Genomic DNA, 19,363 nt, shown 5'->3' on the forward strand with positions numbered 1-19,363 from the left:
AGCAATTAATTGACTTCAACGATGCTTTGGTAAATCTGACCATTGGACTTGATGGAAACTTGATAAAAGCCGGCTAAATCAGGAATCTTCAAAGAGATTTTGGAAGGAATTTCTTGATCTTTTTGAGTTACAGACCAATACAGAACTGTTCTCCAGTCCATGATTTTATCTGTTGATTTCGGGCCATCAAACAATTCCTCTGAAGATTCAATTGTAGGCAGGATGCCCTGATAATCCAAGTAAATTCCATTAGAGGGAATAGGGTAGCCTCCAAAATCGTTATTGTAGGAAGAGAAGCTAATCACTCCCGAAAGTTCTTCTTCATTGAGGTAAAATTGCCTTGTTAGTATTTCCAGGGATTTAAACTCTTTTGGGTCAAATTTCGCCAGTTGATCTGAGTCAAAAACAGGCATAGCATCAACCAACATCAATGGGTTCTCATCAAAGGCATATGTTCTAAGAGAATTGATTACTCTAAATTCTTTTTTCTTCTGAATAGTTTTGACAGAAACCTCAGGCACATACTCTTTGATCACAGTCTCCACATTTTCAAATCTTGTATAATCATCCAACTGGTAAGCAATATCCTCCACAAATCCAGTTACAACGGGGAGATTATTTGCTTCAAATGATTGGACAAAGTACCCCTCCACTTGTCCTCCTTTAAGTAATTCTTGCAAGAAAGGCTGATCTTCAGGACTGATTTTTAATTCAGGAATAATGAAATCAGATTGAAATTGGGTTACAGGTGCTGGGGAGACAATATAAAAATCCAAAAGACTTTTATTTCCATCTGATTGTGCCACCATATAATTCCAATTGCGGATACCACCCGCATCTATAAATATCCTTCCATTGGCATCTGGTCTATCTGTGAATAGAGCAGATTTTTCTCCATGAACTGACAAATAGTAAAGTTGGGTCGTGTCTATTTCCGAATTTTCAATTTCGGCTTCAATAATATGCCCAAAAAGCTCAGGCACCACATCTCTACTTTCTAAGGACTCATAAATTTCAGAGGAGTGGATAATGTCTTGATCCTCAAGGAAAGGATTCCAAAAACCAACTTTCACCTCTTCCACAGATCCTTGATCAGAAAGATCGATTGTCAAATTTTCACCCTTGGCTAATTGTCTGCTGGATAAAGTAAATACCGAAGAACTTGGTGTCTCACCTTTATCAATCACTTGCCTTTCCGGAACTACTTCCGGTGGAACCTGCCTGTTAAAAACTGTCACAAATTGCTGAACAAGGCCAGTTTCCAAATTTTGATAAGGACTGATCCTGGTAAAAACCCTCAATAAATAATTATCAGAAGGTAAGTTGTCCGGAATCAAAAGGTAGTTAAATGCCTCTCCTACTTGTAATGGCATCTTTGCTAAAGCAACAGATTCATTATCCCGATTGAGCAATTCAGCATATAGAACCTTGGATTGAACTGGGATTTCATTTTGTACAACCGTAGCCTTTATCCAAATTTTTTCACCTCCAAAAAAAATGGATTTGGGTATAGAGAAATTTATTTCTTCTGATTCCTCCAAGTTTATCTGAGAAAAGCCTCTTCCAGAAACAACAGTAATCAGAAGTAATAGCAGCAGGATATTTTTTTGAATTCTCATCTTAATCTTCCCAATAATCAGGTGCTACATTTGATCCTCTCAACGTACAATCTGTACAGCGTACCTCGGCTTTTTGAAAACCAATAGGGTCAAAGCAGGTATCACAAAAAATCGGTACTGCTGGAGTGTAAAAGCCCGAATTAAAAGCTGACTCATAGTCTTCAATAAATACGGTATCAGGTTCTACTAAACAGCCAAAATAATCATCAACAGGAGCCTTTGGCCAAGGAATTACATCTCGGACTTCTATAAAAAGCCTTTGCTGCCTAACAGTACCCAAGCTTAAATATCCTACAACAGGTGCACTTGGGTCTTGATCATTTTTGAAATTCCCCCCGATATTAGAAGGTAGAGGGCTAAAAATAGAGCCTAAATCATCTGTGTTTTTTCTCATCACTTCCCAAAATTCCGAAGCCCTTTGGTCCAATGCTTTTTGAGAAATCAGGATGCTATATTTTACAGTTATTCTTTCATCCCCTGTAGGTATCTGTTTAATGGACTGCCTAAAAACAAATTGATCTTCAAACCTCGAGGAGGTTTCCAATATCAAGTCTGAACTCAACTCCTCTCTATAACATAAATCCGTTCTATTCTCATCATTTGCCAAAACAACTGTCCTCAGGTCTGGGTCATACCGATAAGCTGTGGGGATTCTGGGTCTAAATGCATAGGTCTCTTCATAGGTCCATAAAAAATCATCCGCATTTTCATCTCCCTTTGTAGTTAAATAAACCTCAACTCCTTGTTCATTTCGCTCATAACCTACATCAATGATTTCTGGAGTTATAATTGGTTTAATGGGATCTGAAGTATAGCTTACCCCATCATCCATTAAGATCCTGAGTCGATAAAGTTCATTCTCTGGGATATCATAAGCAAACTCGAAATTACCTTGCCCCAAAGCCGTCAGGGGATATTGTTGTCCCCCTTCAGATTCTAAAAAGACATTTGCCGAAGGATAGATGGGTGTAAATCCATCCTCCTGAGTTATGTTTCTAGTATAACTTAAACTCATGATACTCGGTATTCCCTCTGTATCCAAATATCCTTCCACCACTAAAACCTTTAAATCCGAAGGTTCAATTTCCGCATTATAAGGCTCCCTACAAGAGCCCAAGACTATAAGTAAAACAGAAAAATATAGAGCTATTTTTCTCATTAGAATCGGAAATTATAGGTTATAAATGGGATGGGTTTTGCAAAGATAGAAAGCTGATATCCCCTCAACTTTCCATCCTCCGGAACATAGTACACAGAATAGGGATTGCTTCGCCCTAAAATGTTATACACACCAAAAGACCATGAAGCATGTGCCGGTTTATCAACTTTATGGCTTCCCTCTAAGTTGACGGAAAAGTCCATTCTAAAATAATCCGGTATCCTATAGGCATTTCTATCAGAGAAATAAACCCTTTCGGAGCCAGCATAATCAAACTTTGAAATAGGTAATGTAATCGGCCTACCTGTACTGTAGTTCAAATTAAATGAGGTGTTTACTCTTTTGCTCAACTCATAATTGGCAACCACCACCAAGTGATGTGGTTGGTCAAAATTGCTGGAATAAAACTCCCCGTCGTTAATTTTTTCTATACTCGGTTCATCAGAGGTTTTCATAAATGATCTCGAGTAAGTGTAGGCAATAGAGCCTTTTAAGGCTCCTGTGTTTTTCTTTAGCAATAATTCAACACCATAGGCCTTACCCACTGAATTCAAAACATCTTGTTCAATATTTTCATTTAAAACTATCTGGGCTCCAGATCGGTAATCCAGTAAGTTGTTCATATACTTATAATAAACCTCTGTTGAGAATTCTAGCTGATTTTTAGCCATATTTCTATAATATCCAAGGGAAGCTTGCCCGCCAGTTTGCGGTTTGATATAGGTATCACTGAGTTTCCACGAATCTGTTGGAGCAATTGAGGAGGAATTAGATAACAAATGGATGTTTTGCCTCATGGTATTAAAGCCAAATTTCAGAGACGATTGATTGTTTAGCGTATACCTTCCAGAAACTCTAAATTCCGGGCCATGGTAGGTCTGTACAGATTCTCCCTTCCCATAACTCCTTTCACCAGTTACATTGCTTTCAGTAATGGGTTCCCCAGGCACATACTCCTTAACGTTTAATGGCCCCAACAATCGATAAAACATGTACCTTCCTCCATAGCTAAAAGAGAGGTTTTCATTGACAGTGAATTCATCTCCGATAAAAATAGATATCTCTTGAGCATTTTCTTCTTGGAGCTCCTGATCAATCACTATAGATTCTGGACCATAGGGACGATTAGTACCTGGATTTAAGGAATACTGGATCCCGTGTACTCCAAACTTAAGGATGTGATTTTCACTTTTTCTATACTCGAAATCAGCCCTAATAAAAAGTTGATTGACGTCAAAACCAAAATCAAAGGAGTTTAGTGGGTTGTCCTGCCCAATAATCCCAAATTCGTAACTATCCTGTCCAACTGTCAGCTTTCCCTCCAGTGCATCATTAAAATAATGTTGCCAAGCCAGAGAAAGGTTTAAGTTTTGGTAGGAATAAGAAGTATCAGGGTCAAATCGAAATTTGTCCCTACTGAAATAACTCGTTAATTCGATGGTATTATTATCATTGATCTCATGTTGAATGTTTGCATTGATATCATAAAATGATATTGCACTTCCATTCAAATCTGCCTCATCATCCAATAGCTTTAAAGCCCAATCCGAGTAGGTTGACCTACCTCCTATAGCAAAAGTGGTTTTTTCGCCAATAGGTCCTTCAAAACCTAACCTACTGGTTAATATCCCTATTCCCCCACTACCTCCAAACTTTTCTTTTGAACCAAACTTGGGATCTACTTTTAATACGGAAGAGAGTCTTCCTCCATAGTTAACCGGAACAGAGCCTTTATACAATTCAACTCCGGAAATGATGTCAGCATTGAAAGCAGAGAAAAAGCCAAAGGCATGTGTGGGGTTAAACACGGTTGAATTTCCGTAAAGTATCAAGTTTTGATCAGCAGCTCCCCCTCTTACATTAAAGCCCGTTGTAGCTTCCCCTACGGTGTTGACGCCTGGCATGGTGAGAATACCGCGAAGTACATCCACCTCTCCCATTACAGCTGGTAGCCTCTTCACATCAGCTACACTGATAGATTGAACTCCCATGTCCAATTTATTAATATGAGATAATGCCCCAGAACTAACGACTACCTCATCTAGAGAAAGTACGTTTTCTTCAATACTCATATTAAGTACCCCGTCCCCTTTAAGGTCAATTTGCCTTTGCTCTTGGAACCCTCCGATATTTTGAATCCAAATGGTATGTCTACCTTTTGGTAGTGTCAATCGATATTTTCCTTCCTTATTTGTAACTACCTGTGTATAGTTAACTTTTTCTAAAACCACAGCTCCATTCATCGGATTCCCCGATTCAACACTAGTCACTACGCCACTTAAAACCGCCGTTGGTGATTCTGGATTTTCATTTGCCTTACCAATGATAAACCTCTTATTCTTATCAAATGCTCCTAGTGTATCATTAGCATTTGATTGAACTTCCTGCCTTTCTTGGACCATAAAATAGTCGGCAGGAAAATCCACATATATTTTACTACCCTTTGAAATCCAAATTCTCTTCGAATTATCAATAGAGTAAGTAAGCCCAGTATTAGACAATATTTCTCTTAGAAGAGCCCCAATATCAGAATCATTGGCTTGAAGATTCACTTGGATTTCCTCTACATCAGAGTTTTTATAGTAAAGTTTAAAAGGAGTTTCTGACTCTATTTTCTCGGCAAACCTTTCAAAGGACATACCTAAAAAAGTACCTGAAATTTTTTGGGAATTGGTGTTTTGAGCTTGAGCAAAAGAAAAACAGCAAATAAAACTGACAAGAAGTAAAACCTTTCTCATTCAAAAAATCCTTTAAATTCCTCTTGTTTATTTTCTCTAAACCTAGCTAATTCTAAAATGTATTTTTCTTTCTCTAAGGCAAAATATAAGCCCTTATCCTTTAGGTGTTTTTTTATTTCCTTTTTATTCAACCCTAAACTCTTAATGGCCTGCTTCTTCTTTCTTATCACCTCAAAATCTCCATCAAACCAATAAAAGTATTCTTTATCCTCATTAAAGACATGGGTGTATTTCCCAACTTCTTTGACAGGATCAAGCGTTTTATAATGTTTTATCAGCACTTTTATCTCCCCATCTTTGATTACTTGATAGAAACCATTTTCATGATGGACATAAGAATCTTCTCTCTCGAATCTCCTAAAAATATAGCCTCCTTCTAATTGAAACTCTTCTACCTTTTCAGGCTTAATCAAGATTTTTTGTCGGTAAACTGGATGAAATGTTACCAGTTCATCTAAATGCTCATCGTACAATAGCTGTACTCCAGTATATTGGATTTCATTAATGGAAAGTTTACCCTCGTCAAAAGTCCTGACTTGAAAATACGGGTTGCCTTCATAGTTTACAGGAGCCTCCCCATATTGTCCTCCGGTAATCAGTTCCTGAAAGTAGGGTAATTGATCTTTATATAAAGAAAGAAATGATTGATTCTGAGCTGAAATTTGGGCAGCCCACATAAAAATCAAGACAAATGGAATAAAAAACTTTACTTTTAACATAAGATCAATACGATATTATCGCAATTGTATTGGATTTGGCAAACAATGTAATAAACGGTAATTTATTTATTTAGACGGACTAATTTTAAATTTATTCATAATCCCAAAATGAAAAGACGAAATATATTAAAATCTCTTGCACTTGCACCTGCAGCATTAGCTGTATCACCCACATTCGCAAAAGCCTCAGAACTAAAGAATGTAAAATATAAGTATAGTTTAAACACTAGCACAATTCGTGGACAAAAATTAAGTCTTAGCGAAATAATTGAAACTTCCTCTAAAGCAGGGTATGATGGTCTTGAAATATGGATTTCAGAAATAGAAACTTACCTAGGGTCTGGAAAAAGCCTATCCTCCCTAAAGACTGTCTTAAGTGACGCTAAACAAACACCGTTCAATGCGATAGGCTTTGCCCCGTGGATGGCTCAAGACCCACAGAAATCAAAACAAGGCTTTGCTCAGATGGAGAAAGAAATGGGAATGCTGGCAGATATTGGCTGTACAAGGATTGCTGCTCCTGCAATAGGTGCTGAGGGTGAAATCAATGTTCAGGAATCCGCAGAGAAATATTCTCAGTTGATTGATTTGGGAAAAAAAATAGGAGTTATGCCTCAGCTGGAATTTTGGGGAGCTTTTGGACCTTTCCATAATTTAAGTCAATGCCTTTCGGTAGCTGTAGCTGCCAATAATCCAGACACTAAAATTTTACCAGATGTATATCACTTATTTAGAGGGGGATCGGGTTTTAATGCGCTAAAACTTTTAAGCAGTGATGCATTTGATATTATCCATGTCAATGATGTTCCTTCAGGAATTGCTGTTGAAGATCTTCAAGACAAAGATAGAGTCTATCCTGGGGACGGAATTGCACCTTACGATGTGATAACTGAGACTTTGGGTGGTATGTCTGGAACTAAAATTCTATCCTTAGAACTTTTCAACCCAACGTATTACCAACAAGACGCTTTAGAAGTTGCCAAAACAGGACTGAAGAAGACAAAAGAAATGTTTCTCTAGGCAAAGAGATCGGAACTCAAATAGCGGTCTCCCCTATCACAAGTAATGCAAACAATTACCCCTTCTTCTAGGGTTTGGGAAAGTTTGATGGCTGCATGAAGTGCTCCACCACTGCTCATACCAGCAAGTATTCCTTCTTCTTTAGCCATCCTCCTGGTCATCTCTGTCGCCTCTTCCTGGCTGACATCAATTACCTGATCTACTCTGGAAGCATCGAAGATTGCAGGTAAAAATTCAGGCGACCATCTCCTAATACCTGGAATGCTAGATCCATCTGTCGGTTGTGTTCCTACAATTTGAATAGATGGATTTTGCTCTTTGAGATACATGGAAACTCCCATGATCGTTCCAGTGGTACCCATGGCTGAGACAAAATGAGTTACTTCACCTTGGGTGTCATTCCAGATTTCTGGACCTGTCGTTTTATAGTGTGCTAGAAAGTTGTCGTCATTACCAAATTGATTAAGCATGAAGTAACCTTCTTCTTTTTGCATTTTTTCAGCAAGTGTCCTAGAATATTCAATCGTTTTGGAAGCAGGGGTCAAAATCACGTTGGCTCCATAAGCTTCCATTGACAAAACTCGCTCTTTGGTAGAATTATCAGGCATAATCAGTGTCATATCCAGTCCCATCACTTTAGCAATCATAGCTAATGCAATCCCGGTATTGCCACTGGTGGCTTCAACAAGCTTATCTCCTTTTTTGATATCTCCCCTTTCCAAAGCCGATTTGATCATATTATATGCCGCACGATCCTTAACGCTGCCACCAGGGTTTTGACCTTCCAGCTTACAATAGATTTTTACTTTCGGATTGACCGGGATGTTCTCAAGTTCGATTAATGGAGTATTTCCTACTAATTCAAATAGCTTCATCATTGTCATTTTTGAAGACATACATATCTGTGACTTCGCTGCCAGAATGGTACATCTGAGTCTGATAATAGACCTTACTTCCGGAAGGAACACTTTTAGTTAGCCAAACATTCCCACCTACAGTGCTGTTTTCCCCAATCACTGTTTTTCCACCCAGAATTGTTGCTCCTGAGTAAATCACCACATGATCTTCAATGGTAGGATGTCGTTTGATATCAGCATCTTCTTTATTGACACTTAATGCCCCTAAAGTAACCCCCTGATAAATTTTTACATGGTTTCCGATCACTGTGGTCTCTCCAATCACTACACCTGTCCCATGATCTATGCAGAAATGCTGCCCTATTTTTGCACCGGGATGGATCTCAATTCCAGTTTTACTGTGTGCCAACTCTGAAATCATTCTTGGAATTAATGAAATTCCCAAACTATGAAGTGAGTGTGCTATACGATAGGCTGAAATCGCATAGAATCCCGGATAACTTCGAAGTATTTCATTTCTGGATTTTGCTGCTGGATCTCCCTCGTATATAGCATCTACATCCTGTTGTATCCATGTATAGACTTTCTCTAAACCCTCAAAAAAAGATTTAGCCAGCGCCTCTCCGTCTCCTTTATGCAAGTGGACATTTCTTTTCAACACATCTGAAAGGGTATGCTGAAGTTTATTGATTTTATCCTCAATTTCTGATTTCTCCTTGATTTTACTCAAAGCATGTTCAGGAAAAAGCAGACCTAAAAGCTCCTCAAAAAACCCATGGATAACTTTGGGTGAAGGGCAATCCGAACAATCTAAATGTGCCTGATGGATTTTATTAATAAAAGAATTCATGAATTGGGATTTAGTGCACTATTAAAGTACAAAACCAACCCTGATCACATAAGGTTCAGCGTAGGGTGACCTTAAATTATCATGCAGGACATTATATAGAAATGTGAAGTTAGCTCCTCCTCTAGGACCAAAAGGAGCAAAATAACCTCCTCCTAGAAATAGTGAGTTAGCCCATATTCTTTCAAATTCATCAGTGAGGAGATTATAATTGTCAAAATTGAGTCGCTCGTACTCACCATGAACAAAGATATTTGGAAGTACATTGTATCGGGTAAAGATCCTCCCCCCATAAGATGAGCTCTCTCCTCCATAGTATCGCTTATCATTGAAATACTGATAGGTTATTCCCAGTCCTGAAGAAAGCTTTGGAGTGATCATAACCCCTACCAAAGGGGAAATATCTAATAAAGTCACTGTACCAAACTGCATCCCAAAGTTTCCTCCGAAATACAATCTATCTTTAAAGGGTATAGAATCAGAGTAAATCTCTCGCTGTGCATTTGCAGCGAAATGCATTGAAAAAACCAATAAGAATACGAGTAGAATTTTATTTTTTAACGATAACATAGAGATCTTCAGTCTTCTTCTTCATGAGATACTTTTCACGTGCAAACTTCTCTAAAAGTTCAGGATTACTCATTAACTCCTCTCTTTCTTCCTTAATTTCCTCTTTTCTCTCCTGATAAAATTCCTTTTGATCTGAAAGCTCACTTAGCTTGCTACTTAACCTAAACTGGTTCACTACATTATTAGAATCTATAAAAACCATCCAAAAGACAAAGAATAAGGTCCCGAGTACATAAAAATTTTTGGTGTATTTAAGATATTTGCTCATGGGAGATTGGATGAAAATTCTATTGACAAGGTACAAAAATGATGCAAAAAAAAAGCAGCCTTAAAAGGCTGCTTTCAAAATAAGGTGAGATCGTCTTATTTCTGAGGGAAATAAGCTGTCTCAGCAAGTAGTTCTTCAATTCTAAGTAATTGATTGTACTTCGCCATTCTATCTGATCTGGAAGCTGAACCGGTCTTGATTTGACCGCAATTACAAGCTACTGCAAGATCTGCAATAGTGGAATCTTCAGTTTCTCCTGATCTATGAGACATAACAGCAGTAAAACCTGCCTTATGTGCCAAATCAATTGCATCTAAAGTTTCAGTCAATGTACCTATCTGGTTCACTTTGATCAAGATTGAGTTTGCAGACTTCTCTTCGATACCACGCTTCAAGAATTTCACGTTGGTCACAAAAAGATCATCTCCTACTAATTGTACTTTGTCTCCTATTTTAGCAGTCAACATCGCCCAACCTTCCCAATCTTCTTCACCACAACCATCTTCGATAGAGTCGATAGGATATTTTTCTGTCAGCTCAGCCAAGTAATCAACTTGCTCTGCTCTAGATCTAGCTTTTCCAGTTTCACCTTCAAACTTAGCATAGTTGTAAACGCCATCTTCGAAGAACTCAGAAGAAGCACAGTCTAATGCGATGGTAATATCCTTACCCGCAGTATAACCAGCTTTCTTGATTGCATCTAAAATACACTCCAATGCTTCTTCAGTTCCGCCAGAGAAGTTAGGTGCAAATCCACCCTCATCACCTACTGCAGTACTAAGGCCTTTGTCGTGAAGAATTTTCTTAAGGTTATGGAAAATTTCTGCGCCCATTCTCATCGCTTCAGAGAATGTTGGAGCACCAACTGGACGGATCATAAACTCTTGGAATGCAATTGGAGCATCTGAGTGAGATCCACCGTTGATGATATTCATCATTGGAACAGGAAGTGTTTTTGCGTTTACTCCACCTACGTATCTGAAAAGTGGAATACCCAAATCATCTGCAGCAGCTTTGGCTACAGCAAGAGATACACCAAGGATAGCATTCGCTCCTAGTTTAGATTTAGTTTCAGTTCCATCAAGATTGATCATCAAGTTATCAATCCCTCTTTGATCAAATACTGATTCACCGATCAATTCTGATTGAATTACTTCATTTACATTCTCTACTGCTTTCAAAACACCCTTTCCAAGGTATTTGCTTTTGTCTCCATCTCTCAATTCTACTGCCTCGTTAACACCTGTAGAAGCACCGCTTGGTACTGCTGCACGGCCAAAAGCACCAGAATCAGTAAGTACATCTACTTCAATAGTAGGGTTACCTCTGGAATCTAAAATTTGTCTTGCATGAACTGCTTGTATCAATGTCATAGTATAAAAGGTTATTGAGATTAATTTTTATTGATTAAAGAAATGAAATCGTCAAAAAGGTAACGAGAATCATGAGGCCCTGGTGAGGACTCTGGGTGATACTGAACTGAAAACGCAGGCTTATTTTTCAATTTAATACCTGCTACGGTATTATCATTCAAATGAACGTGAGTGATCTCCACATTTTCATTGCTTTCCGAATCTTCTCTGGAAATATTAAAACCATGATTTTGGGAAGTGATCTCACTTTTCCCTGTTTTCAAGTTTTTAATAGGATGGTTCAATCCTCTGTGTCCGTGGTGCATTTTATAAGTAGAGATGCCACAAGACTCAGCTAAGATCTGATGACCAAGACAGATTCCGAAAACAGGCTTTCCTGTTTCTAGAATTTCTTTGGTAGTCTCTACAGCATATTCCATTACAGCAGGATCACCAGGACCATTAGACAGGAAATAAGCTTGTGGTGCCCATGCTTCCATTTCAGCAAGTTTGGTCTTGGCTGGAAAAACTTTACAGTAAACGCCTCTGCTTGCTAGATTTCTCAAGATGTTTTTCTTGATACCGAAATCAAGACAAGCTACTTTAATACTAGAGTTTTCATCTCCTTCGAAGTAAGGCTCTTGAGTACAAACTTTCGATGAGAGCTCTAGGCCATCCATGTTAGGCACTTTATCCAATTCAGCTTTTAAGCCATCTAGATTCTCCTCGTATTCAGAACTAATGATAGCATTCATTGCTCCCTTAGACCTCAGGTGTCTCACGAGTTTTCGTGTATCTACATCTGCGATACCGGTAATTTTGTGAGATACCAGATAATCTTGCAAGGAACCAGATGCATCAATTCTGGAATAAATATCGGAGAAATTATTTACCACTATTCCTGCTACTGTAGGAGCATCTGATTCCACTTCGGAATCAATCACACCATAATTTCCAATATGTGGTGTAGTGGTTACAACAATTTGTCCCGTGTAGGATGGGTCGGTATAAATTTCCTGATATCCGGTCATACCGGTATTAAAGCAAATTTCACCACCGTTAGTACCGGGATTTCCAATAAGTGTGCCATGGAACTTTGTTCCATCGGCTAAGAGTAAAGTCGCTTTTTGTCTAATCATTTTCTAGAAAGTTGCCCAAAGTTAAAGATTTATTGGGAAGGAAGATAAATGGAATGGGTATAAAAAAAGGATTGAACAAAAGTCCAATCCTTTTTAATATCTAAGTCAACAATCAACTTATTTTTTTTCTTCAGTTTCACCTTCAGATGAATCAGCAGAAGCTTCTGGAGCTTTTGGCTCTTCAGTTTTAGCTTCAGGCGTGCTTTCTGCTTTTGTTTCAGCAGCAGCTTCATCTTTTTTGCCAGAACTTCTTCTAGATCTTCTAGTAGTTTTCTTAGTTGGCTTCGCATCTTTCAACATCAATTCGTTGAAATCTACTAACTCAATGATACACATCTCGGCATTATCACCTAGACGGAATCCAGTTTTGATGATACGAGTGTATCCTCCTGGACGTGTACCTACTTTTGCAATAACTTCTCCGAAAAGAGCGATGATAGCTTCTTTATTTTTCAGGTAAGAGAATGCAATTCTTCTGTTATGAGTAGTATCTTCTTTTGCTCTGGAAACCAATGGCTCCACATATTTCTTCAATTCTTTAGCCTTGGCAAGCGTAGTTGTAATACGCTTGTGAAGAATCAGGGAAGTGGCCATGTTGGAAAGCATAGCCTTCCTATGAGCGGCTTTCCTACCAAGGTGGTTAAATTTCTTACCGTGTCTCATCGTTATTTATTCTTCATCAAGTTTATACTTAGAAATATCCATCCCGAAGGTCAGACCTTTCTCTTGGATAAGCTGCTCCAGCTCGGCAAGGGATTTCTTACCAAAGTTTCTGAATTTCATCATGTCAGAAATTTCAAGTTTGGCAAGGTCACCAAGAGTTTTTACATCAGCAGCTTTAAGACAGTTGAATGCACGAACAGAAAGATCTAGATCGCTCAAAGATGTCTTAAGAAGCTTTCTCATATGCAAGAACTCCTCATCGATTGGTTCTGGCTCAGCGATTCCAGTGGAATCAAGGACCATTGTTTGATCAGAGAACAACATGAAGTGTTGGATCAGGATTTTAGCAGACTCCTGAAGTGCTTTCTCCGGGTGGATTGAGCCATCAGTAGATACTTCCAAGATCAACTTTTCAAAGTCAGTCTTCTGTTCAACACGGGTATTCTCAACGCTATACTTTACATTTTTGATTGGTGTAAAGATGGCATCGATGGCGATTTGCCCGAACACCTGTTCTTTTGGTTTGGATTCTTCAGCTGGTAAATAGCCTCTTCCTTTTTCGACAGTAATCTCAATCTCAAAGTTTTTAGACTCGTCGATATGACAAATCACCAAATCTGGGTTTAAGATTTCGAATGAAGAAGTGAACTTAGCAATGTCTCCAGCAGTGAACACAGACTGATTTTTGATCTCTACAGTGATTTTTCCGTCAAATGCTTCATGCACTTTCTTGAATCTCACTTGCTTCAGATTCAAAATAATATCGGTCACATCTTCAACAACACCTTCGATGGTAGAAAACTCATGCAACACTCCAGGTATCTTAATGGATGTGATGGCATAACCTTCCAACGAAGAAAGCAAAATTCTCCTTAAGGCGTTACCGATAGTAACTCCATAGCCTTTTTCTAGTGGTTTGAAAGTAAACAAGCCATGGAAGTCATCGGCTTTTTCCATTACCACTTTTTCGGGCATTTGAAATGCTAGTATGGACATATATCTTGTTCTTTTTTTAAAAGCTGAAAATAGTAAAATTACTTAGAGTAAAGTTCGACAATGAGTTGTTCCTTGACATTCTCTGGAATATCATCTCTGGAAGGTACACTGACGAATTTGCCGGACAAAGAAGCGCCATCCCACTCTAACCAGGAATATTTATTAGCACCTCTACCAGCCAAACTATTGGTAATCGCTTCTAAAGATTTAGATCTCTCTCTAACAGAAACAATATCACCAGGCTTCAAAGAATAGGAAGGAATATTTACCAATTCACCATTTACAAGGATATGCTTGTGCGAAACTAGTTGTCTAGCACCTCTTCTTGTAGGAGAAATTCCCATTCTGTATACGGTATTATCCAATCTAGCTTCAAGAAGCTGAAGAAGGTTTTCACCGGTAATTCCAGATTTTCTGGAAGCAATATCAAACATCTTTGCAAATTGTCTTTCCAAGATACCGTAGATGTATTTTGCTTTTTGCTTTTCAGCAAGCTGAATAGCATATTCAGACTGCTTCTTTCTTCTACCTCTTCCGTGTTGTCCTGGAGGGTAGTTTTTCTTTTGAAGCGCCTTGCTATGCCCTTCGATAGGCTCGCCAAACTTTCTGGCGATCTTTGCTTTAGGACCTGTATATCTAGCCATTCTTTTACTAATTTAAAATTAAACTCTTCTACGCTTAGGAGGACGACAACCGTTGTGTGGCATTGGAGTTACGTCTGTAATAGTCGTAACATCTAATCCTACGTTTTGCAACGTTCTGATCGCTGATTCACGACCAGACCCTGGACCTTTTACAAATACTTCGATTTTTCTCAAACCTAAGTCGTATGCTACTTGTCCGCAGTTTTGCGCCGCCATTTGTGCAGCGTAAGGAGTATTTTTCTTTGAACCTCTGAAACCCATTTTACCGGCAGAAGCCCAAGATATAACTTGACCTGCATTATTGGTAATAGAGATGATGATATTGTTGAAGGATGCTCTAATGTGAGCTTGACCTACAGCTTCTACCTTAACAACTCTTTTCTTACCTTTTGCTTTATCGTTTCTTTTCTGAGCCATAATCTAAATCAGGTTTTATTTAGTTGCTTTTTTCTTGTTAGCAACTGTCTTTCTCTTACCCTTCCTTGTTCTGGCGTTGTTCTTGGTATGCTGACCACGAACTGGAAGTCCTTTTCTGTGTCTCAAACCTCTATAGCAACCAATGTCCATTAGTCGCTTAATGTTCAATTGGATCTCTGATTTCAAAACACCTTCTGTTCTGAATTCTTCGGCAATAATGTTACGGATAGCAGTTGACTCATCGTCATCCCACTCACCTGCTTTTTTGTCGAAGGAGATACCGGCCTTGCTCAGGATCGCCTTGGCGGAGCTTCTTCCAATTCCGAAGATATAGGTAAGCCCGATCTCGCCTCGCTTATTGTCTGGTATGTCTACACCTGCAATTCTAGCCATAATCTTAACCTTGTCTTTGTTTAAACTTAGGATTCTTCTTGTTGATGATATAAAGCTTTCCTTTTCTACGGATTAGCTTACAATCAACACTTCTTTTCTTAATAGATGCCTTTACTTTCATATCAGTTTATTTATAACGATATACAATTCTACCTTTTGATAAATCATAGGGTGACAACTCTAACTTCACACGATCTCCAGGAAGAATCTTGATGTAATTCATTCTCATCTTTCCTGATATATGCGCGATCAACTGATGTCCATTTTCTAGTTCCACTTTAAACATCGCATTAGATAATGCTTCGATGATGGTACCGTCTTGTTCGATAGATGTCTGTTTAGCCATATTAGAATTTAAAATTCTCTTCTATGTATTTATGGGTCGTCAAAACCTCTGTTTTATCTTCAAATATTGCCACTGTATGCTCATAATGGGCAGATGGTTTCCGATCTGCAGTGCGGATCGTCCAGCCATCTCTCTCTTGTACAATATTTCGTGTACCTAGATTTACCATCGGCTCAATTGCAATCACCATTCCAGATTTCAACTGGGGGCCACTACCTTTTTTACCGTAATTAGGAACTTCTGGAGCTTCGTGAAGATTTCGTCCTAAACCGTGTCCTACTAATTCGCGGACAACTGTATAGCCTTTCGCTTCAACAAATTTTTGAATGGTGTTACCCACATCTCCAATTCTATTCCCAAAAACAGCCTTTTCAATTCCCAGATAAAGTGAATCTTTAGTGGCTTTAAGTAAATCTATGACAGAAGGGGAAACCTCACCAATGGGGTATGTATAAGCGGAATCGCTATGAAAACCTTGGTGAAAGACTCCACAATCTATTGAGATTATATCGCCATCTTTCAATTCATATTCGCTGGGAAAACCATGAACAACTACTTCGTTCACAGATATGCAGAGTGAAGCAGGGAATCCGTTGTATCCTTTAAAGGAAGGAACGCCGTCATGATCCCTAATAAACTCTTCAGCAATTTTATCTAAGAAAGAGGTCTTTACCCCTTCCTTGACATACTTCGCTACTTCCCCGTGGGCTCTACCAAGTATATCGGCACTTTCTTTTATTATTTGAACTTCTTCTGAAGTCTTATAATGAATCATATTAAGCTACTTGGTAATTAGAAGGGTTATTCTTCATATTACCACTTTTCATCATGCCTTCATAATGACGCATTAACAAGTAACTTTCAATTTGTCTCAAGGTATCCAAGATAACTCCTACCATAATCAATAGTGAAGTTCCTCCATAGAATTGAGCAAATTCTCCACCCACTCCTGCAATGATTGCAAAAGCCGGCATAACCGCTACTAATGCTAGAAGGATAGACCCAGGCAAGGTGATTTTAGAGATGATACCATCAATAAATTCAGATGTTGGGGCTCCAGGTTTAATGCCAGGAACGAATCCTCCATTTCTCTTCATGTCTTCAGCTATCTGCTCAGGGTTAACTGTAATAGCAGTGTAGAAGAACGTGAAAATGATAATTAAGACTGCGAACAGCAAATTATACTGCCATGAAGTAAAATCACTGAACGTGCTACCAATGTAGTTTGCTATATCACTTTCCTGAGCCCAGATCTGTGCGATCATGGCTGGCAAGAACATCAATGATTGTGCAAAGATAATAGGCATTACTCCAGAGGCATTCACTTTAATAGGAATATATTGTCTCTGGCCACCATATACTTTGCCACCTACTACTTGTTTGGCATACTGAACAGGGATTCTTCTTGTAGCTTCTGTCAGAGCAATAACTCCAACAACCACAAAGAACAATACAACTGCTTCAATAATCAAAAGCAACATTCCGGAGGTTCCTTTCTCCAATCCTTCAGCAATAATTGCCCCTGGAAATCTGGAGATGATACCGATCATGATCAACATAGAGATACCGTTACCGATTCCCTTCTCAGTGATCTTCTCACCCAACCACATACAAAACATGGTTCCGGCAGAAAGTAACACCAATGAACTAAACATGAAAAGGGTGGTATCAATCATCACAGCGCCTGTTGGTAAAATAGTAGCACTTACGTAGCCAATACCTTGAGCGATGGTAATAAGGATAGTTAATACTCTAGTGATCTGGTTGATTCTCTTTCTTCCAGACTCACCCTCCTTCTGCATTTTTTGAAAATATGGTACTCCGACAGTCAATAACTGCAACACAATGGAAGCAGAAATATATGGCATGATGCCTAATCCAAAAATGGAAGCATTACTAAATGCTCCACCTAGGAATGTATCTATCAATCCAAAGATGCCCTCAGCAGCTCCCTCACCTAACAAAGATGGGTCAACACCTGGAAGAACAACGTAAGAACCTAATCTGAAGATAATTAGGAACCCGATGGTATTCAGGATCCTAACTCTCAGATCTTCGATAGAGAAAATATTCTTAACCGTCGAAATAAACTTTTTCATTTAATTAAATCTTGTTTACAGACCCACCGTTCTTCTCGATTGCCTCTGTAGCAGAAGCTGAGAATTGATGTGCGGTAACGTCCAATTTGGCTTTCAATTCACCCCCACCAAGGATTTTAATTTTATCATTCTTAGAAGCTACTCCGTGAGACACCAAAGTGTCCAAGTTTACAGCCTCTAAGTTATAAGACTCGGCAAGAGCTTGCAAGGTATCCAAATTTACTGGTTTGAACTCAACTCTATTCAAGCTTTTGAAGCCAAATTTAGGAACTCTTCTCTGAAGTGGCATCTGACCACCTTCAAATCCAAGCTTAGTTTTATAACCAGATCTAGATTTAGCACCTTTATGACCTCTTGTAGAAGTTCCACCTCGTCCAGAACCTTGTCCACGACCGATTCTTTTACGATTTTTGGTAGAACCTTCTGCTGGTTTTAATGTATGCAGTTTCATAATTAAGCTTCCTCCACTTTTACAAGGTGACTAACTTTATTAACCATTCCAGCTACTGATGGAGTATTTTCCAATTCCACAGACTTGCTGATTTTTCCTAGTCCTAAAGCAATTATTGTAGCCTTTTGATCCTTAGGGCGTTTGATAATGCTTCTAGTTTGTGTGATTTTGATCTTTCCCATGATAATTATCCGTTAAAGACTTTAGACATTTTCACACCTCTTTGCTGAGAAACGGCAATCGCATCTCTTAAGTGAGTCAAAGCATCAATTGTCGCTTTAACCACATTGTGAGGGTTAGATGATCCTTTGGACTTTGCCAATACGTCAGTAACGCCGGCACTTTCCAAAACAGCACGCATAGCACCACCGGCGATAACACCTGTACCTGCAGCAGCTGGCTTGATCAATACAAAACCACCACCATATTTACCTATTTGCTCATGAGGGATGGTACCTTTCAAAACTGGTACTTTTACCAAGTTTTTCTTAGCATCTTCGATGCCTTTGGTGATAGCATCAGTTACTTCGTTGGCTTTACCCAAACCGTAACCAACTACACCAGCTCCATCACCCACAACAACAATTGCTGAAAAAGAGAATCTTCTACCACCTTTTACCACTTTGGCAACACGGTTTATAGAAACTACTTTTTCCTTAAGTTCTGTATCTGTAGCCCTGATAGGCTTTTTTCTAGTTTGAGACATAGTTGATTAAAATTTAAGGCCTCCTTCTCTAGCACCATCTGCTAAAGCTTTCACTTTACCATGGTACAAGTAACCGTTTCTATCGAATACTACTTCGCTAACACCGTTTGCGACAGCTTTTTCAGCAAGTTTTTTACCTACTTCTGCAGCTATTGAAACGTTTGTGTTTTTCTTAGCTCCCAATTCTTTGGAAGAAGCATATGCCAATGTCTGACCTTTAAGGTCATCCACAAGTTGAGCATACATACCAGTATTACTTTTGAATACTGACAAACGTGGTCTGGAATCCGTACCAGAAATCTTTTTTCTGATACCCTGCTTGATTCTAAGTCTTCTGGAATTCTTGTTAAATGCCATAAC

General features: G+C 38.8%; 24 protein-coding genes. 1 reads left to right on the forward strand and 23 read right to left on the reverse strand.

Annotated elements, in window-relative coordinates; all coding sequences use genetic code 11:
• Positions 1 to 5: 5 nt before the first annotated feature.
• Genes ALPR1_RS18500 through ALPR1_RS18515 form a run of 4 tightly spaced genes read right to left on the reverse strand, consistent with a single transcriptional unit; the run spans position 6 to position 6,235 of the window.
• Positions 6 to 1,619 carry a hypothetical protein gene (locus tag ALPR1_RS18500; RefSeq protein ID WP_008202977.1) on the reverse strand — a complete coding sequence of 538 codons (1,614 nt, stop codon included), beginning with the start codon at positions 1,617 to 1,619 and terminating at the stop codon, positions 6 to 8.
• 1 nt (position 1,620) lies between these two features.
• A complete protein-coding gene (locus ALPR1_RS18505) occupies positions 1,621 to 2,778 on the reverse strand; it encodes a DUF4249 domain-containing protein (protein ID WP_008202979.1) in 1,158 nt (385 codons plus the stop codon).
• Positions 2,778 to 5,516: a TonB-dependent receptor gene (locus ALPR1_RS18510; RefSeq protein ID WP_008202980.1), complete on the reverse strand. Its 2,739-nt coding sequence runs from the start codon at positions 5,514 to 5,516 to the stop codon at positions 2,778 to 2,780. The genes ALPR1_RS18505 and ALPR1_RS18510 overlap by 1 nt, the downstream gene beginning before the upstream one ends.
• Positions 5,513 to 6,235 (reverse strand): hypothetical protein, encoded by a 723-nt coding sequence (locus ALPR1_RS18515; protein WP_008202981.1) that lies wholly within the window; start codon positions 6,233 to 6,235, stop codon positions 5,513 to 5,515. Before ALPR1_RS18515 ends, ALPR1_RS18510 begins: the two co-directional genes overlap by 4 nt.
• 108 nt (positions 6,236 to 6,343) lie before the next feature.
• Here ALPR1_RS18515 and ALPR1_RS18520 point away from each other — a divergent pair, with 108 nt between their 5' ends.
• Complete coding sequence (locus tag ALPR1_RS18520; RefSeq protein ID WP_008202982.1) at positions 6,344 to 7,255, forward strand: sugar phosphate isomerase/epimerase family protein; 912 nt, start codon at positions 6,344 to 6,346, stop codon at positions 7,253 to 7,255.
• Here ALPR1_RS18520 and cysM read toward each other — a convergent pair.
• The 19 genes from cysM to rplR form a co-directional block, all read right to left on the reverse strand.
• Positions 7,252 to 8,130 carry a cysteine synthase CysM gene (cysM, locus tag ALPR1_RS18525; protein WP_008202983.1) on the reverse strand — a complete coding sequence of 293 codons (879 nt, stop codon included), beginning with the start codon at positions 8,128 to 8,130 and terminating at the stop codon, positions 7,252 to 7,254. The two genes, ALPR1_RS18520 and cysM, sit on opposite strands and share 4 nt — an antisense overlap.
• Entirely contained in the window at positions 8,117 to 8,962 is an 846-nt protein-coding gene (gene epsC / locus ALPR1_RS18530) for a serine O-acetyltransferase EpsC (protein WP_008202984.1), read from the reverse strand. Before epsC ends, cysM begins: the two co-directional genes overlap by 14 nt.
• A 21-nt stretch (positions 8,963 to 8,983) precedes the next feature.
• On the reverse strand, positions 8,984 to 9,529 hold the full coding sequence (locus ALPR1_RS18535) for a hypothetical protein (RefSeq protein ID WP_008202986.1): 546 nt from the start codon (positions 9,527 to 9,529) through the stop codon (positions 8,984 to 8,986).
• Complete coding sequence (locus ALPR1_RS18540; protein WP_008202987.1) at positions 9,510 to 9,797, reverse strand: septum formation initiator family protein; 288 nt, start codon at positions 9,795 to 9,797, stop codon at positions 9,510 to 9,512. Before ALPR1_RS18540 ends, ALPR1_RS18535 begins: the two co-directional genes overlap by 20 nt.
• Before the next feature lie 95 nt (positions 9,798 to 9,892).
• Entirely contained in the window at positions 9,893 to 11,170 is a 1,278-nt protein-coding gene (eno, locus tag ALPR1_RS18545) for a phosphopyruvate hydratase (RefSeq protein WP_008202988.1), read from the reverse strand.
• A 20-nt stretch (positions 11,171 to 11,190) separates the two neighbouring features.
• On the reverse strand, positions 11,191 to 12,288 hold the full coding sequence (gene carA / locus ALPR1_RS18550) for a glutamine-hydrolyzing carbamoyl-phosphate synthase small subunit (RefSeq protein WP_008202990.1): 1,098 nt from the start codon (positions 12,286 to 12,288) through the stop codon (positions 11,191 to 11,193).
• Positions 12,289 to 12,405: 117 nt separating this feature from the next.
• A complete protein-coding gene (gene rplQ / locus ALPR1_RS18555; RefSeq protein ID WP_008202992.1) occupies positions 12,406 to 12,951 on the reverse strand; it encodes a 50S ribosomal protein L17 in 546 nt (181 codons plus the stop codon).
• Positions 12,952 to 12,957: 6 nt separating this feature from the next.
• A complete protein-coding gene (locus ALPR1_RS18560) occupies positions 12,958 to 13,947 on the reverse strand; it encodes a DNA-directed RNA polymerase subunit alpha (protein WP_008202994.1) in 990 nt (329 codons plus the stop codon).
• Between the two features lie 38 nt (positions 13,948 to 13,985).
• A complete protein-coding gene (rpsD, locus tag ALPR1_RS18565) occupies positions 13,986 to 14,591 on the reverse strand; it encodes a 30S ribosomal protein S4 (RefSeq protein WP_008202995.1) in 606 nt (201 codons plus the stop codon).
• A gap of 18 nt (positions 14,592 to 14,609) precedes the next feature.
• Complete coding sequence (gene rpsK / locus ALPR1_RS18570) at positions 14,610 to 15,008, reverse strand: 30S ribosomal protein S11 (RefSeq protein WP_008202996.1); 399 nt, start codon at positions 15,006 to 15,008, stop codon at positions 14,610 to 14,612.
• A 15-nt stretch (positions 15,009 to 15,023) separates the two neighbouring features.
• A complete protein-coding gene (gene rpsM / locus ALPR1_RS18575; protein WP_008202997.1) occupies positions 15,024 to 15,401 on the reverse strand; it encodes a 30S ribosomal protein S13 in 378 nt (125 codons plus the stop codon).
• A gap of 4 nt (positions 15,402 to 15,405) precedes the next feature.
• Positions 15,406 to 15,522 carry a 50S ribosomal protein L36 gene (rpmJ, locus tag ALPR1_RS20600; protein ID WP_008202998.1) on the reverse strand — a complete coding sequence of 39 codons (117 nt, stop codon included), beginning with the start codon at positions 15,520 to 15,522 and terminating at the stop codon, positions 15,406 to 15,408.
• A gap of 6 nt (positions 15,523 to 15,528) precedes the next feature.
• The gene (infA, locus tag ALPR1_RS18580) at positions 15,529 to 15,747 is read right to left on the reverse strand and encodes a translation initiation factor IF-1 (RefSeq protein ID WP_008202999.1); all 219 of its coding nucleotides are present in this window, start codon (positions 15,745 to 15,747) and stop codon (positions 15,529 to 15,531) included.
• A 1-nt stretch (position 15,748) separates the two neighbouring features.
• Positions 15,749 to 16,522, reverse strand: a complete 774-nt coding sequence (gene map / locus ALPR1_RS18585; protein WP_008203000.1) for a type I methionyl aminopeptidase — start codon at positions 16,520 to 16,522, stop codon at positions 15,749 to 15,751.
• Between the two features lies 1 nt (position 16,523).
• Positions 16,524 to 17,846: a preprotein translocase subunit SecY gene (gene secY, locus ALPR1_RS18590; RefSeq protein ID WP_008203002.1), complete on the reverse strand. Its 1,323-nt coding sequence runs from the start codon at positions 17,844 to 17,846 to the stop codon at positions 16,524 to 16,526.
• 4 nt (positions 17,847 to 17,850) lie between these two features.
• Positions 17,851 to 18,297 (reverse strand): 50S ribosomal protein L15, encoded by a 447-nt coding sequence (gene rplO / locus ALPR1_RS18595; RefSeq protein ID WP_008203004.1) that lies wholly within the window; start codon positions 18,295 to 18,297, stop codon positions 17,851 to 17,853.
• A gap of 2 nt (positions 18,298 to 18,299) precedes the next feature.
• Positions 18,300 to 18,479, reverse strand: coding sequence for a 50S ribosomal protein L30 (gene rpmD / locus ALPR1_RS18600; RefSeq protein WP_008203006.1), 180 nt, complete (start codon positions 18,477 to 18,479; stop codon positions 18,300 to 18,302).
• Positions 18,480 to 18,484: 5 nt separating this feature from the next.
• Positions 18,485 to 19,003, reverse strand: coding sequence for a 30S ribosomal protein S5 (gene rpsE / locus ALPR1_RS18605; RefSeq protein WP_008203008.1), 519 nt, complete (start codon positions 19,001 to 19,003; stop codon positions 18,485 to 18,487).
• A 6-nt stretch (positions 19,004 to 19,009) separates the two neighbouring features.
• A complete protein-coding gene (rplR, locus tag ALPR1_RS18610) occupies positions 19,010 to 19,360 on the reverse strand; it encodes a 50S ribosomal protein L18 (protein WP_008203009.1) in 351 nt (116 codons plus the stop codon).
• Positions 19,361 to 19,363: the final 3 nt, after the last annotated feature.

Source organism: Algoriphagus machipongonensis, from assembly GCF_000166275.1.
Lineage (GTDB): Bacteria > Bacteroidota > Bacteroidia > Cytophagales > Cyclobacteriaceae > Algoriphagus > Algoriphagus machipongonensis.